At 70.7% G+C, this 12987-nt stretch carries 13 protein-coding genes; 3 read left to right on the top strand and 10 right to left on the bottom strand.

Going from position 1 to position 12987, the window contains the following annotated elements; genetic code table 11:
* Positions 1-28: 28 nt before the first annotated feature.
* A complete protein-coding gene (locus ASE01_RS06935) occupies positions 29-523 on the bottom strand; it encodes an FABP family protein (protein ID WP_056749466.1) in 495 nt (164 codons plus the stop codon).
* Positions 524-560: 37 nt separating this feature from the next.
* Here ASE01_RS06935 and ASE01_RS06930 point away from each other — a divergent pair, with 37 nt between their 5' ends.
* The 3 genes from ASE01_RS06930 to dtd all read left to right on the top strand — a co-directional run bounded on the left by ASE01_RS06930 (position 561) and on the right by dtd (position 2407).
* A complete protein-coding gene (locus tag ASE01_RS06930) occupies positions 561-923 on the top strand; it encodes a DsrE family protein (RefSeq protein ID WP_056749465.1) in 363 nt (120 codons plus the stop codon).
* A 112-nt stretch (positions 924-1035) separates the two neighbouring features.
* Complete coding sequence (locus tag ASE01_RS06925; RefSeq protein WP_056749464.1) at positions 1036-1974, top strand: class I SAM-dependent methyltransferase; 939 nt, start codon at positions 1036-1038, stop codon at positions 1972-1974.
* A 4-nt stretch (positions 1975-1978) separates the two neighbouring features.
* A complete protein-coding gene (dtd, locus tag ASE01_RS06920) occupies positions 1979-2407 on the top strand; it encodes a D-aminoacyl-tRNA deacylase (RefSeq protein WP_056749463.1) in 429 nt (142 codons plus the stop codon).
* Positions 2408-2425: 18 nt separating this feature from the next.
* Here the strand turns inward: dtd and ASE01_RS06915 are convergent, their stop codons facing one another.
* From ASE01_RS06915 to ASE01_RS06880, 9 genes are all read right to left on the bottom strand, one after another.
* Entirely contained in the window at positions 2426-2893 is a 468-nt protein-coding gene (locus tag ASE01_RS06915) for a DUF4395 domain-containing protein (protein ID WP_056749462.1), read from the bottom strand.
* Complete coding sequence (locus tag ASE01_RS06910) at positions 2890-3375, bottom strand: thioredoxin family protein (protein ID WP_056749461.1); 486 nt, start codon at positions 3373-3375, stop codon at positions 2890-2892. The genes ASE01_RS06915 and ASE01_RS06910 overlap by 4 nt, the downstream gene beginning before the upstream one ends.
* Before the next feature lie 101 nt (positions 3376-3476).
* Positions 3477-3785 carry a DUF1416 domain-containing protein gene (locus ASE01_RS06905; RefSeq protein ID WP_056749460.1) on the bottom strand — a complete coding sequence of 103 codons (309 nt, stop codon included), beginning with the start codon at positions 3783-3785 and terminating at the stop codon, positions 3477-3479.
* The gene (locus tag ASE01_RS06900; protein WP_056749459.1) at positions 3785-4633 is read right to left on the bottom strand and encodes a sulfurtransferase; all 849 of its coding nucleotides are present in this window, start codon (positions 4631-4633) and stop codon (positions 3785-3787) included. Before ASE01_RS06900 ends, ASE01_RS06905 begins: the two co-directional genes overlap by 1 nt.
* A gap of 141 nt (positions 4634-4774) precedes the next feature.
* Positions 4775-4855, bottom strand: a complete 81-nt coding sequence (locus ASE01_RS25560) for a putative leader peptide (RefSeq protein ID WP_372449664.1) — start codon at positions 4853-4855, stop codon at positions 4775-4777.
* Between the two features lie 132 nt (positions 4856-4987).
* Positions 4988-9472 carry a LamG-like jellyroll fold domain-containing protein gene (locus tag ASE01_RS06895; RefSeq protein WP_056749458.1) on the bottom strand — a complete coding sequence of 1495 codons (4485 nt, stop codon included), beginning with the start codon at positions 9470-9472 and terminating at the stop codon, positions 4988-4990.
* Positions 9438-10166 carry a hypothetical protein gene (locus ASE01_RS06890; RefSeq protein ID WP_056749457.1) on the bottom strand — a complete coding sequence of 243 codons (729 nt, stop codon included), beginning with the start codon at positions 10164-10166 and terminating at the stop codon, positions 9438-9440. Before ASE01_RS06890 ends, ASE01_RS06895 begins: the two co-directional genes overlap by 35 nt.
* A complete protein-coding gene (locus ASE01_RS06885) occupies positions 10163-10972 on the bottom strand; it encodes a cobalt transporter (RefSeq protein ID WP_056749456.1) in 810 nt (269 codons plus the stop codon). The genes ASE01_RS06890 and ASE01_RS06885 overlap by 4 nt, the downstream gene beginning before the upstream one ends.
* A 94-nt stretch (positions 10973-11066) precedes the next feature.
* Entirely contained in the window at positions 11067-12926 is a 1860-nt protein-coding gene (locus ASE01_RS06880) for a DUF4012 domain-containing protein (protein ID WP_157537146.1), read from the bottom strand.
* Positions 12927-12987 lie beyond the last annotated feature (61 nt).

Here is a 12987-nt window from a genome sequence, read left to right as displayed (position 1 = left end):
GCCGTGGTGGTCGCCGGCAGGGGCACGGTCAGGCACGCTTGAGCCTCGCCCACAGGTGCGGTTGCAGGGCCTGGCCGGTCGCCGCCATGTCGAAGGCGTAGAGGAGGTCGCCCTCGACGTTGCCGTAGAGGCGCTTGCCGGCGGCGTACTCCTTGGCGGTCTCGGTGCGGGCGACGGCGTCGGTCGTCCACTCGAACTTCCCGCTGGCCGCCTCGCCGTGCCAGATCTCGGCGATCCCGGTGTTGTGGGTCAGCAGGATCTCGAACCTGCCGTCGCCGACCGCCCGGATGAAACCGGTCTCGATGGCGGCGTCGCGCACCTTCTCGCCCTCGTCGTCGATGATCCAGGCCCGTGCCATGTAGTGGAAGAACGGACGCCCGTCGTGGGTGAAGATCAGCTCCTGCCCGAACTGGAAGGGCTCGATCGTCGGGTAGTCACCGTGCCCGTTGCCGCGCCACGTGCCGAGCATCCAGGCGATCGGACCACAGTTGGGGTGCAGGTTGTCGGGGAGTTCGAAGGCCACGACCGATCATCCTAGTTCGGTGCGTAGGCTGCGGCACATGTCGCGTGCGCTGGTCGTGAAGATCACCTGCGGGCTCGACGAGCCCGAACGGTGCAACCAGGGCTTCACGGTGGCCGCCACGGCGGCTGCGTCGGGGGTCCAGGTGTCGCTCTGGCTGACCGGTGAGGCTGCCTGGCTGGCTGTTCCCGGGCGGGCAGAGGCGCTCGACCTCCCGCTCGCCACGCCGTTGACGGACCTGCTGGACACCGTGCTCGCCGCCGGCAGCGTCACGGTCTGCGCCCAGTGCGCGGCACGACGCTCACTGACCACCGAGGACCTGCTTCCCGGCGTACGGATCGCCGGCGCACCCGCGTTCGTCGAGGAAGTCGTCGCCGACGGGGTCCAGGCGCTCGTCTACTGACGCCCGGCATCTGGATCAGAAACTCCACCATCGTGGCCGCCGCAGAATAGGGTGTCCTCACGCTGCCACGCACCCCCTTCCTATGCCGTGGCGGCCGGAGGAATCGCTGTCGATGTCTGTCCTTGCATGCCCTGCCTGCGGTTCGCAGCAACTGAAGAACTACCGACCCTCGCGCAAGAGCGGGCGACGTAACTTCAAGTGCCGCTCCTGCGGACTGGTCGGTTGGTCGGATCGTGCCGACCTCGTCCTCCCCGACACCGTGAGCCTCGACGACATCAGTGTCGAGCAACGCGCTGCCTGGGTCGCCAGCAAGCGCGACACCGGCGCCGTCAAGGCGCAGGCGGAGGTCCTCGACCGTCTCGGCGCGCGGCTCAAGGGTTCGGCCGGTCGCCACCTGTACGACATCGGCACCGGCGACGCCCAGTTCCTCACCGTGGCCAGCGACCGTGGCTACGAGGTCCGCGGCAACGACCTGATCGAGGCCAACGTCCACCTCGCGGCCGCCAACGGTGTGACCGTCGACCTCGGCGACCTGTCCGTGCTCTCCGTGCCGCAGCACGACGCCGTCACCATGTGGTGCGTCCTGGCGCACGTCGAGGACACCGCCGGGATGATCAAGAGCTCGTTCGACCTGCTCAAGCCCGGTGGCACGCTGTTCCTCCAGACGCCGCGGCGGACCCGCATCGACACCGCCGCGATGGCCATGACGGCTGCCACCCGGGGCCGGATGTCGCGGTGGATCGACCGCCGGATCGCGCCGCACCACTGGCAGCTGCACACCGCGGAGAGCATCACCGCCGCCCTGAGCGCCGCCGGCTTCGTCGACGTCGAGGTCATCCCGGTGGTGCGGTACTCCCTGAAGTCGGGCACCTACCTCCAGTCGATGGGCGTGCCGGCCGGAGCCGCCCGCGCCGTCGGCGGCACCGTCGACCGCTTCATCGACCGCGGCTGGGCGCCCCGCATCGTGCTCGAGGCCTACGCCAGCAAGCCGGGCTCCCTCGCCTCGGCCGGCGCCGGTCCCGCGACGGACGGCGCCACCGCGGCCGGCTGATCGCATGCGCGCCGTCCTGCAGCGGGTGAGCTCGGCCTCGGTCGTCGTGGACGGCGCCGTCGTCGGCGCCATCGCCGCACCGGGCCTGCTGGTCTATCTCGGCGTCACCCACGACGACGGACCCACCGAGGTGGCGTGGATGGCCCGAAAGATCCGGGACCTGCGCATCCTCGACGGCGAACGCTCGCTCGCCGAGATCGACGGGCCCGCCCTGGTCGTCTCGCAGTTCACGCTCTACGGCGAGGCCCAGAAGGGGCGCCGCCCGACGTGGAGCGCGGCCGCACCGGGACCCGTGAGCGAACCGTTGTACGACGCCGTGTGCGATGCCCTCGCGCAGGCGGGCACCCACGTCGAGCGTGGCGTGTTCGGCGCCGACATGGCGGTCGCCTCGGTCAACGACGGCCCGTTCACCGTGCTGCTCGAGACGCCGTAGCGCCGAGCCGCCCTCGGCTCAGGCGGTGCGTCGGGTGAGCCGCAGGCCGAGCAGGTACATCTCGCAGCCCAGGCAGAACGCGAAGACCGCATTGAGGAAGGCCGCGACGACGGCGAAGCCGGCGAAGACCTGGCCGAGCACGACCGCGCCGGTCGCGAAGCCGATCGTGGCGACCACGGCGAAGACGAGGCCGACCGCCTGGGCGAAGCGCGGCGGCGTCGGGTCCTCGAGGTCGGCGGGCGGCGTGAGCCGCGGACGGATCACCGAGCGGAACAACAGACCGGTGGGCGTCCACTGGACTCCGAGGCCGGCTCCCACGGCGAAGAACAGGGCCTGCACGCCGGTGAGCACGGCGGCTGCCTCCGGGGAGGGACCGGACAGGAGGAGCGCGAGGACGAAGATCGCCAGGGTCACCGACGCGGTGAAGCGCGGGCCCCGCGGGTCGATCCCGGTCACGGCGGGTCGGTTCACTGCGGTGTCGGTCATGTCGTCTCCTGGGAGCTGGAGGGGAGCGCCGCGAGGACCTGCTCGCGGCGGGGAGCGCCGGCGGCGCGGGTGAGCTCGTTGCCGATGCCGTCGAGGATCAGCGTGGTCGGCGTACGACGGATGTCGAGCTCGCGCACCAGCGAGAGGTGTTCCTCGGCGTCGATCTCGACGTGGGCGACCCCGTCGGTCCGGGTCGCCACGTCGTCGAGCAGCACGCGGGTGGTGCGGCACGGCGCGCAGAACGCACTGGAGAACTGCACGAAGGTCGCCCGCTCGCCGAGTGCGGCACCGGGGACGGCTGAGGCGATGGCGTCCCAGACCGCCAGGTCAGCAGCGCGGTCGGCAGGATCCTCGGCGGTCGGGGTCGGCGCGAGGTCCACCTCTCGCATCGTCGGGGAGAAACGGCCGTCGACGCGCTGGCGGTACAGACCGAAGGCGAGCGCCGCCACCAGCGCAACACCCAGGATCACCAGACCCGTCATGACTCGTCCTCTCGTCCGTCCTGCAGTCCAACGCAAGCGGCGGCTCCCGGATTCCGGAAGCCGCCACTCGCGTTCGAGGCTTTCGCCCCCACCGTGAAAGGTCAGATCGAGATCAGGACCTCGGCGACCGAGCCGGTCTGCGCCTGGACGGCGCGGTCGACCGGGTCGGCCTTGGGTGCGAGGGTGCGCAGGGTCCACTGGCCGTCACCGGCGAAGAACCGGAAGTGACCGGTGGCCGAGGTGGGCACCTCAGCGGTGAACTCGCCGCCCTTGTCGAGCAGACGGACGTACGCACCGGAGACCGGCGTCGCGTCGTCGCCGGAGCCACGCACGACCTGGCCCTGGATGACGGCTTCCTTGGCGACGTTGACTCCTTCGAGGGAGAGACCGCCGACGGTGGCGCCGCACATCAGGCGTCACCGGGCTCGTCGCCGAGGGCCACCGGAACGCCCACGAGGGAGCCGTACTCGGTCCAGGAGCCGTCGTAGTTCTTGACGTTCTTCTTGCCGAGGAGCTCCTGGAGCACGAACCAGGTGAGCGAGGAGCGCTCACCGATGCGGCACAGGGCGATGGTGTCCTTGGTCTCGTCGAAGCCGACCTCGGCGTACAGCGCCTCCAGGTCGGCGTCGGACTTGAAGGTGCCGTCGTCGTTGGCGTTCTTGCTCCAGGGCACGTTGACCGAGGTCGGGACGTGGCCGGCGCGCTGGGCCTGTTCCTGCGGGAGGTGGGCCGGGGCGAGGAGGCGACCGGCGTACTCGTCGGGGCTGCGGACGTCGACCAGGTTCTGGGTGCCGATCGCGGCAACGACCTCGTCGCGGAACGCTCGGATGGCGGTGTCCTGCTCCTGGGCCACGTAGGTGGTCGCGGCGCGGGTCGGCAGCTCGTCGGTCAGCTCACGGCTGTCGAGCTCCCACTTCTTGCGGCCGCCGTCGAGCAGGGTGACGTCCTGGTGGCCGTAGAGCTTGAAGTACCAGAAGGCGTAGGCGGCGAACCAGTTGTTGTTGCCGCCGTAGAGCACGACCTTGTCGTCGTTGCTCACGCCGCGCTCGGACAGGAGCGCCTCGAACTGCGCCTTGTTGACGAAGTCGCGACGAACCGGGTCCTGCAGGTCCGTGGTCCAGTCGAGCTTGATGGCGCCCTTGATGTGGCCCTTGTCGTAGGCCGTGGTGTCCTCGTCGACCTCGATGAGGACGACGTTCGGGGTGTCCAGGTTGTCCTCGGCCCACTGGGCGGAGACGAGCGAGTTCTCGCGGCTCATGATGATTCCTTCGATGGTGGTTGCGTTGCGGCAGGAACGACGGTGCTGATGACGGCACACGCACGCACAGGACTGCGCCTGGCGCAGGAGCGCCTGGGAGGCGACGGGAGATCGGCAGAAGGCCGGTTGATCAAGAACCCGTCAGCAGGGTCGACACAGCGCCGAGCTGACGCGGCAGTTGTCCACCGCGCGCCGCTTGGTCAGCAGCAGAGTCGTCGACATGTGACCAGAGTAGGTGGCCTCCATCGGATCCCCGAAATCGAGATCTCATTCATTGAGACGCCTGCCCGAATAATGAGACACGCCGACCGGCGGGACCACCACGGTCCCGCCGGTCGACGTGTCAGGGCGTCGTCAGCGACGGCGCTTGCGGAAGGTGAAGGCTGCCGTGTCGGCCGTGAAGGCGGCGTCCCCGGCGTAGGTCGCCCGGACCTTGTGGGTCCCGGCGCGCAGCGTCCTCGTGGTCGAACAGGTCGCGCGACCCGACCGGATGGGGGCCACGCACAGGGTGCGACCCCCACTGGTGAAGACCACCGTGCCCCTCGCCCTGGTCGACAGCGTCGCGCGCAGGACCGCTGCCCGGCGAGCCGGCACGGTCGTGGACGCGGCCCACGCCTTCAGCCTCGGGTCGGTCTTGGCCTTGGGCCGCACGGTCAGCACGAACGTCTTCTGCGACGGCTGGTGCCCAGCGTCGCCGTCGTACGACGCCGTGACGACGTAGGAGCCCGGCGGCGGCAGGGTCCGCACCGAACAGGTGGCGCTGCCCCTGGCCACGCTCGCCTCGCACAGGACCTCCTCACCGCTGAGGAAACGGACCTTGCCCCCCGCGGCCGCCGGCGTGACCCCGGCGCGGAGCTTGAGCGTCGACCCGAACTGCGCCGTCGTGCTCGCGACCTGGACCGTGGTGGTGGCCCGGCTGTCGACGGGCTCGACGACGGTGACCACCCGGGGCGACACGACCTGGTTGCCGTTGGTGTCGGCGACGACGTAGGTGAGGGCGTAGCTGCCCGGCACCTCGACGTCGACCTGGCCGATCACCTCGATCCGCGCGCTGACGTCACCATCGGTGTTGTCCGTCGCCGTCACGCCGGCCAGTGGGTCGAAGCCCTCCCCCACCGTGATCCGGGTACTGGCGGGGAAGTCGATCGTCGGCGCCGTGCGGTCGGTCCCTGCGGCACTCGTCCGGAACACCGTGCCGAACTGGCGCACCGCGCCGATCCGCTCGCCACCCGTGGTGCGGCTCTCCGCAGTCCACGCGTAGACCTCGCCCTCGGCGAGACCTGCCCACTCGACCGTCGCGGGCCACCCGGAGCGTGCGGTCTCCTCGCCGATCACCGTGGTGGTCGGCGTGACGACGGTCAGCCCGTCGGTCGCGAACGACGTGGTGCGGGTGGTCAGGTCGACCGGCAGCACCAGGTTGTCCTCGGCGCCGTTGTAGCGCTTGCGGTCGTCGTACTCGGTCGCACCGAAGTCGTCGAAGTGCGGCGAGTAGGTGTCGATGCTGACCTCGGACCGCTCGACGTCGAACTGCAGGAGACGCAGCCAGCTGGCGCCGAACTGGAGCAGGTCGGTGCCCTTGTGGTCCACGACCCCGTCACCGTTCAGGTCGATGTTGCCGGCGCCGTCCACCTTGTCGGGCCACAGCTCGGAGGCCGGGACCTTGTAGAACTGGTAGTCGGCGAGCAGCTCGACGACGTTGTGGTGCACGGTCGCGCCGACACCGGTCTTGAGGTTGGTCCCCACACCGTGCTCGTGGCCCGCGAGGACCAGGAACACGTTGGGGTTGGCCTCGACCACCTCGTCGTAGAGCTTCGAGCCGTCGCCGGAGAACGTCGCGCCACGACCGTCCGCCGCACTCGACGGCGCGATGTAGGCGTGGGTCAGCAGGATGCCGTTGCGGTCGGGGTGGCGTTCGAAGACCTCGCTCGCCCAGTCCGCCTCGGCCTGGGTGACGCCGTACGACAGTCCGACCGCGATGAAGTCGAGCCCCCCTGCGGAGAACAGGACGTAGTTGTTCTGGTTGTCCTGACCGCGGGTGGTCGTCGCACCTTGGGCGTCGCTCGTCTCGTCCCAGGCGTGGTACGACGCACCGGCCGGCCACGACGCCGCGGCGTCGTAGTACCGCTCGGGGCCGTAGTACTGGTTGAACCGTGACGTCGGACCGGTCTCCTGACCGAGCTGGTTGTCGTGATTGCCCGCGATCACCTGGTTCACGATGCCCGCGTCGTCGAGCGTGGCCTGGGCGTTCGAGGTGAACTCGAACTCCCGGGTCACCTGGGCGTCCAGGCCCGGGTAGAGAAGGCCGCCGACCCCGTTGGTCGCGAGCGGGTTGTAGTAGTCGTTCTCGATGATGTCGCCGGTGTGACCTGCGTAGGCGATCTTGCGCGGGCCCGCCTGCTCGGCGATCCAGCGGGTGCTGGCGTTGTACGCCGCCGCCCAGATCGCGCGCTCCTCCTCGGCCATCACGTCGCTCGGCTCGGCAACGCCGTCCCAGTCGTCGTAGGTGCCGCCGGCAGCGCCCTCCGCGAGGTACTGCGTGTCGGTGAAGTGGGCGAGCGCGAAGTCGTAGTCGGCCGGGTCCTCGAAGCGGTCCTTGTCCGCGGCCGCCGACGCATCGCGCGGCGCGAGGTCGTCGGCGAACGGGTCGGTGCCCAGCACCAGCAGGTGCACGGTGCCGTCGTCGACCATCGGGGTGCGGACGGTCCCGTTCAGCACGGTCGCGCCCTCACGGACACCGCGTGCCGTGGCGAGCTCGACCCACTGCGACGTCGCAGTGCTCCATGCCCGCAGGCTGACCGACCGCTCGGGGTCGACGGTTCCCTTCCAGACGACCTGCTGGCCCTGGACGGCGGCGCCGACCTCGACGTCGAAGCGCTGGAACGGGAGGTCGCCGCTGGACGGGCTCCGCGTGGACGCCTCGTCGTCCGGGGTCTGGGGCCCCTCGAGGGTCTCCCCGTCGGCGTACTCGAACTCGAGGGAGGTGGGCGGAGCCGTCACCACACCCTGCACGCCTCCGTCGGCGATGTTCGCCGTGGCCTCGCGGAAGGTGGTGGTCACGTCGCTGCCGTCGGGGCTGGTGGCGATGGCGGAGAGCTGGACGACGCCCTTGCCCTCGCCCTGGTCGGTTCCCCCGCCGGTCGGGATCGCGTCCGAGGTGAAGGCGATCTCGAAGGAGATCTCCTTGCCGAACACGTCCGTGGCGGTCGCGGTCACCAGGTGGTCACCGGCGGCGAGTCCGGGGCCGACGAGCTGGCCGGGCGCGACGGGTTCGCCGTCGAGCCGGTAGGTCCAGCCGGTGGCGTTGTCCTCGTTGGCGACGACGACCTCGAGCTCGACCGGCTCGGAGAGGTGGGCGCCGGGTGCGGGGACCGACGAGGTCAACGACACCCCGGCGTCCGGGTGCTCGCCGAGGGCGTTGATGTCGAGGGCGCGCACCTCGTCCGCCGTGAGCGCACGGCTGTAGAGGCGGGCGTTCGCCAGCTTGGCCGCGGTGTAGAACTGCGCTCCCGCGTTGGGCGAGGAGTCGGCTCCGAGCGTCCAGGCGCGAGCGGTGGACGACGGCAGGGTCAGGGCGCCGGTCGCGGGCGTCGTCGCGGTGAGCTCACCGTTGACGTAGAGCTTGATGTTCGTGCCGTCCCAGGTGCCGACGACGTGGTACCACCGGTTGGCGACGATCTCCGAGCGGGCGGTCTTGTAACCGCCGCCGATGTGCGCCATGAGGCCGAACTTGTCCTCGTTGATGTAGATCGAGTAACCACCGCCCTCCTTGCCGGAGCAGACATCCGCCTCGGCACTCGGCGGGATCTGACCGAGGTAGCGGAAGGTGCACTCGATGGTCACCGCGCTGGAGATCTGGCCCCAGTGCGGCGTGAGCGGGTACCCGTAGGCGTCATTGCCGTCGAAGGTCACGACATCGCGGTCGAGCGCGTTGTCGCGCGCGATCGTCGGGCTGCCGAAGGTCTTCACGTCGAGGCCCCGGACGTGGTCGACCGGGGTGCCGTCGGCGAAGTCCACGTCGAGGACGTCTGCCGCGGGCACCGGAAGAGAGGTGTCCCACCTCGCTGCGAGCGCCTGGGCCTCCTCGCCGGTGACCGCGCGGCTGAAGACGGATGAGTGCGCGAACGTCGTCGGCGGGGCCATCTGGCCCACTCCCGTCGGGCTGGCGTCAGCACCGACGACGAAGCGCCGCGACGTGGCGGCCGGGAGCTGGAGGGCGCCCGAGGCTGCGGTGGTCTGGGCCAGGGCGCCGTTGACGTAGAGCCGCACCTGGCTGCCGTCCCAGGTGGCCACGACGTGGTACCACCGGTTGCCGTCGATCGGGGTCAGGGCGCTCTTGTAGCCACCACCGATGTGCGCCATGAAGCCGAGGTTGGCGCCGTTGACGTAGACCGAGATGCCACCGGCCTCCTTGTCGGAGCACAGGTCCTTCTCCCCCACGACCGGCATCGCGGTGTCGATGCGGAAGACGCACTCGACGCTGAGCCCGGAGGTGAGCTTGCTCCACTGGTCCTCGAACGGGAACGCGACGGCGTCGTCGACACCGTCGACGCTCATCGTCGGCCCCTGGTCGGCATCGGTGCCGTAGGCCGGCGCACCGTAGGTGGTCGGCGCGAGCGACTGCGCCGCGTCGACGGGCTGGCCGCCGGCGAAGTCGACGTCGAGGACGTCCGCGGCAGGAGCGCTGGCCGCGGGTGCGGCAGCCACGGGCCCGATCGTCAGCGGTACGTCGGGAAGAGTTGCCTGGGCGGGCGCGGCCATCAGGCCGCTCGCGGCCACGGTGAGGCCGAGCGCCGAGAAGGCGAGGCTACGGAGCCTGCGCCGGGTCGGTCGTGCGGGCACGACGTTCTCCTTCGGTGGTGGTGGTGGGGGGAGGTGGGGTCGTTCGGCGTCGACGACGGGCCAGGAACACACCCGCGACGACGAGAAGGAGGACGGCGGCCAGGACGCCGCCGATCTGGAGGGCGGCGCTCTCGCCCGCGCCGAGGGAGTCCCCGGTGGCGGCGCTGCCCGAGGTGCTGGGGGCCGCGGAGGCAGCTGAGCCGGGCGGTCCGGTGACGGGCAGGGCCCAGTCGTGGGCCGGGTCGTCGGCGGAGTAGACGGCGTGCTGGCCGCCGGGGCCGGTCGCCAGGGTCCGGTACGCCGGGTGGAGGTCTGTCAGCGTCGTCACCTCGATCGCCGCGGAGGCGACCGGAGCAGGACACGTGAACACCAGCTCGGCGCCCTCGGCGACCAGGTCCCCGACCTCCGCGACCGTGCCCCGGCACTGGTCCCCAGTGACCTCGACCTGCAGGTGGTCGAGCGCGTAGTCCGCCAGCGCGGTCGAGCCCGCGACGAGGGCGGCGTCCCCGGCGTCGTACGAGATGGCGCCGTCGAGCATCACCCGGTCCTCGGGCAACACCCCGAGGTGGATGCCGAGCAGCGTGAGGTCGTCGGCCGCACCGACCTTCCAGGTCAGGTGGACGAGGGCGGGGCCCGTGGGGTCCGTGGCGACCTCGACCGTCTGGGGGTCGCCGAACGGATGGGCCGCGATCATGCCGGCCCCACCAGCTGGCCGACGGCCATCGAGGTGAGCACGCACCCGATCACGGTGATGCTGGTCGCGGCCAGTACCGGCGCCACGCGGGTCGCGACGGAGAGCAGCGCTCGTGACTCCGCGGCGCGCACGACCAGACCGCGCCCGGCAAGGGCCAGCAGTCCCACCGCGAAGAGCACCGCGGCCAGGCCGACACCGAAGGTCATCACGAGCAGCAGCGCGAAACCGGACCGCCCGGTGAACAGCCCCGTGACGAGCACGAGGAAGGCCGCAGGCGAGGGGGTGAGCCCGCCCGACATCCCCAGCAGGACCAGCCCGGGGCGACTCGGCCGGTGACCGTGGCCATGGCCATGGCCGTGGCCATGACCGTGCCCGTGCCCGTGACCATGGCCATGCCCGTCACGGCCGGTGAGGTGGCGTCGGAAGAGCCACACGCCGATCGCGACGACCATCAGTCCGCCGACGAGCTGCAGCCCGCTGGTCAGGCTCTCCAGACGGACCAGGTCGGAGAGGGAGAAGAACGTCCACGCGACGGCGACCACCAGGACCGACACGGTGTGCATCGCCGCCACCGACAACCCCAGCCAGGCGGCATCGCGGACCGATCCGTCGGATCCCACCAGGTACGCCGCGGCCAGCGACTTCCCATGGCCGGGTCCGACCGCGTGCGCCGCGCCGGCGACGAACGCCAGGGCAAAGGCGGCAGGGACGAAACCGGGTGACTGGACGACACCGACCAGACGATCACCGAGCGAGGTCGCTCCGAGCACGCCTGCAGCCAGTGCCGCCGTGGAAGTGGCGGGCACGAACAACAACCCTCACGACACCGATCGACGTGACCACCGCCGATCGGCGGCCACCCGGCGACCGGCAGGTGAAGAAACGGACAACCCCGCCGGGTCACCTGATCCGGCAGGCGGTCCCGATCGTGGCGTTGGGGCTGCCCGCGAAGGCTCCCGGCGTCACCGAGAGCTTGGTGTCGCCCTCCTGCCCGGGTCCGCTGCGCATCACGAACTCGATCCGGTGCCGTGCCTGGGGCTCCAGCTCGATGCCCACCCGCGCGAGCTGTCGACCCGCCAGCGCCTCGATGACCGGGCGCGCGACGCGCTGGCCGTCGATGGAGAGCTCGACGATCTCGCCGGCGACCGGCGAGGTGACGTAGACGACGAGCAACTGGTCCCCCGGCTCGACGCGGAGACCCGGATAGCCCTTGCCGGTGATGGCGGGCGGCAGCGATCTCGCGTCACGCGGGGTGTCGCTGTGGAACTCGATGGACCCCGCCAGCTCCTGGCGGTCCTCCAGGCACGAGCGCGCGAAGACCTTGGCCGAGTACCGCAGGTAGTACTGCATCTTGGTCGGCCCGCCGTCGTTGATGTAGATGCCGACCTGCGGGTCGTTGCTCGCCTCGTCCGAGAACTCGCCCGCGATCTGGGTGCCGGCGATCTCCTCCTGGTTCTCGGGCTCGAAGCTGTGCATCCGGATCCGGCCCTCGGCCACCCCGGCGACCAGGCCGCGGATCGACTCGGCCGTGTCACCACGGCCGCCGGAGAAGGCGTTGAAGACAGCCTTGGCGACGGCTTGCTGGTAGTCGCTGTGGATCTCACGGTCGTCGGTGAGACGGTAGATCTCGTTCTCCACGGCCTGCACCACGGTGCCGGTGTTGACCGGCACGTAGCCGGGCACGTCGACCGGGCCGGTCCCCCGCATCAGATAGGACACCGCGACCGGATCGATGAAGAACATCCCGTCCAGCCGGCCGCCGATGGCCCGCTCCCAGCGCGCACGGATGATCTCGGCCGAGCGCTCGAAGTCCGGGGTCAGGGTGGCGTCGACGGCTGCGAGTCCGAGGATCCGCCCGAAGATCCGGTTCTCCTCGTCCGTCAGGGTGACCACGGGGTCGGTGTTCTTGGCGATGTCGGACATGTCGGTCTGCTCGACGATGTCGATCTTGCCGTCCTTCATCCGGACCAGGGACAGGGCTCCCGGGAGCCCGCCACCGCTGCGCAGCTCGGCATTGTTCTGCAGCACCATCAGGAAGTAGCGGGGACGGTCGGTGCCCATCATCCGGGGGATGATCCGGGCCGCACGGTACGTCGAGGAGAGCGTCGAGCGGGACTCGGTGACCAGCTTGCTGAGCTGGTCGTACTGACGGTGGACCGGACCGACGAAGCTGCTCGAGTCGACGTCCTCCAGGGCCGTCGCGGCGGCCTCGAAGGCCCTCTCGCTCTGGCGCGCGGGCTCGACCATGGCCTCGATCCGGTCAACCGGGAAGGCCCCGTCGACCGGCTGGAAGGACTCAGCCGTGACCATGTCGGCGGCGTCGATGATCGGCGGCAGCCCGTCGCGGCCGATGTCGGCGAGCACCGCGGACACGGCGGCGACCCCCTCGGCGTCGTCACCGAGGATCGGCACCGCCTCGAGCACCGACCAGGTGAGGCCGGAGGTCCGCGACTCGGCCGACTCCGCGGCCTCCTGGTAGTTCGCCATCGCGTCGCGGGCGCCGTCGGCGTCCGCACGGATCAGCGCGGCGCGCATCACTGCGGCCTGCTCGCGCAGGTCGGAGAGGTCGCGGGTGGTCGACCACAGCACGAAGGCCGACCAGACGACCCACAGGAGCGCCAGGCAACCGATGCCGCCGAGCACCACCAGCCGGGGCCGTTCGCGCCACAGTCGCTTGATCCTGCGAACCAGCCGGCGGCGCGGGGTGGAACGACGGCGGCGCCGCGCCGGGGTCTCCACCTCCGGCGTGGCCTCAGGCATCTGTGCCCCGAGCGATCCGGCGACACGCCCTGACCACCGCATACTTCGTGCTGTTGACTAG

Origin of the sequence: Nocardioides sp. Root190, assembly GCF_001428565.1 — a bacterium.
Taxonomy (GTDB): Bacteria; Actinomycetota; Actinomycetes; order Propionibacteriales; family Nocardioidaceae; genus Nocardioides.
Note: the sequence above shows the minus strand (reverse complement) of the source record. Positions and strands in the feature narration are given on the sequence as shown.

What these genes read in the sequence shown, in the direction of transcription:
- ASE01_RS06910 (WP_056749461.1), bottom strand. Translation starts at nt 3,375, where the DNA reads ATGACGGGTCTGGTGATCCTGGGTGTTGCGCTGGTGGCGGCGCTCGCC.
- ASE01_RS06925 (WP_056749464.1), top strand. Translation starts at nt 1,036, where the DNA reads ATGTCTGTCCTTGCATGCCCTGCCTGCGGTTCGCAGCAACTGAAGAAC.
- ASE01_RS06915 (WP_056749462.1), bottom strand. Translation starts at nt 2,893, where the DNA reads ATGACCGACACCGCAGTGAACCGACCCGCCGTGACCGGGATCGACCCG.
- ASE01_RS06880 (WP_157537146.1), bottom strand. Translation starts at nt 12,926, where the DNA reads ATGCCTGAGGCCACGCCGGAGGTGGAGACCCCGGCGCGGCGCCGCCGT.
- dtd (WP_056749463.1), top strand. Translation starts at nt 1,979, where the DNA reads ATGCGCGCCGTCCTGCAGCGGGTGAGCTCGGCCTCGGTCGTCGTGGAC.
- ASE01_RS25560 (WP_372449664.1), bottom strand. Translation starts at nt 4,855, where the DNA reads ATGTCGACGACTCTGCTGCTGACCAAGCGGCGCGCGGTGGACAACTGC.
- ASE01_RS06905 (WP_056749460.1), bottom strand. Translation starts at nt 3,785, where the DNA reads ATGTGCGGCGCCACCGTCGGCGGTCTCTCCCTCGAAGGAGTCAACGTC.
- ASE01_RS06900 (WP_056749459.1), bottom strand. Translation starts at nt 4,633, where the DNA reads ATGAGCCGCGAGAACTCGCTCGTCTCCGCCCAGTGGGCCGAGGACAAC.
- ASE01_RS06890 (WP_056749457.1), bottom strand. Translation starts at nt 10,166, where the DNA reads ATGATCGCGGCCCATCCGTTCGGCGACCCCCAGACGGTCGAGGTCGCC.
- ASE01_RS06930 (WP_056749465.1), top strand. Translation starts at nt 561, where the DNA reads ATGTCGCGTGCGCTGGTCGTGAAGATCACCTGCGGGCTCGACGAGCCC.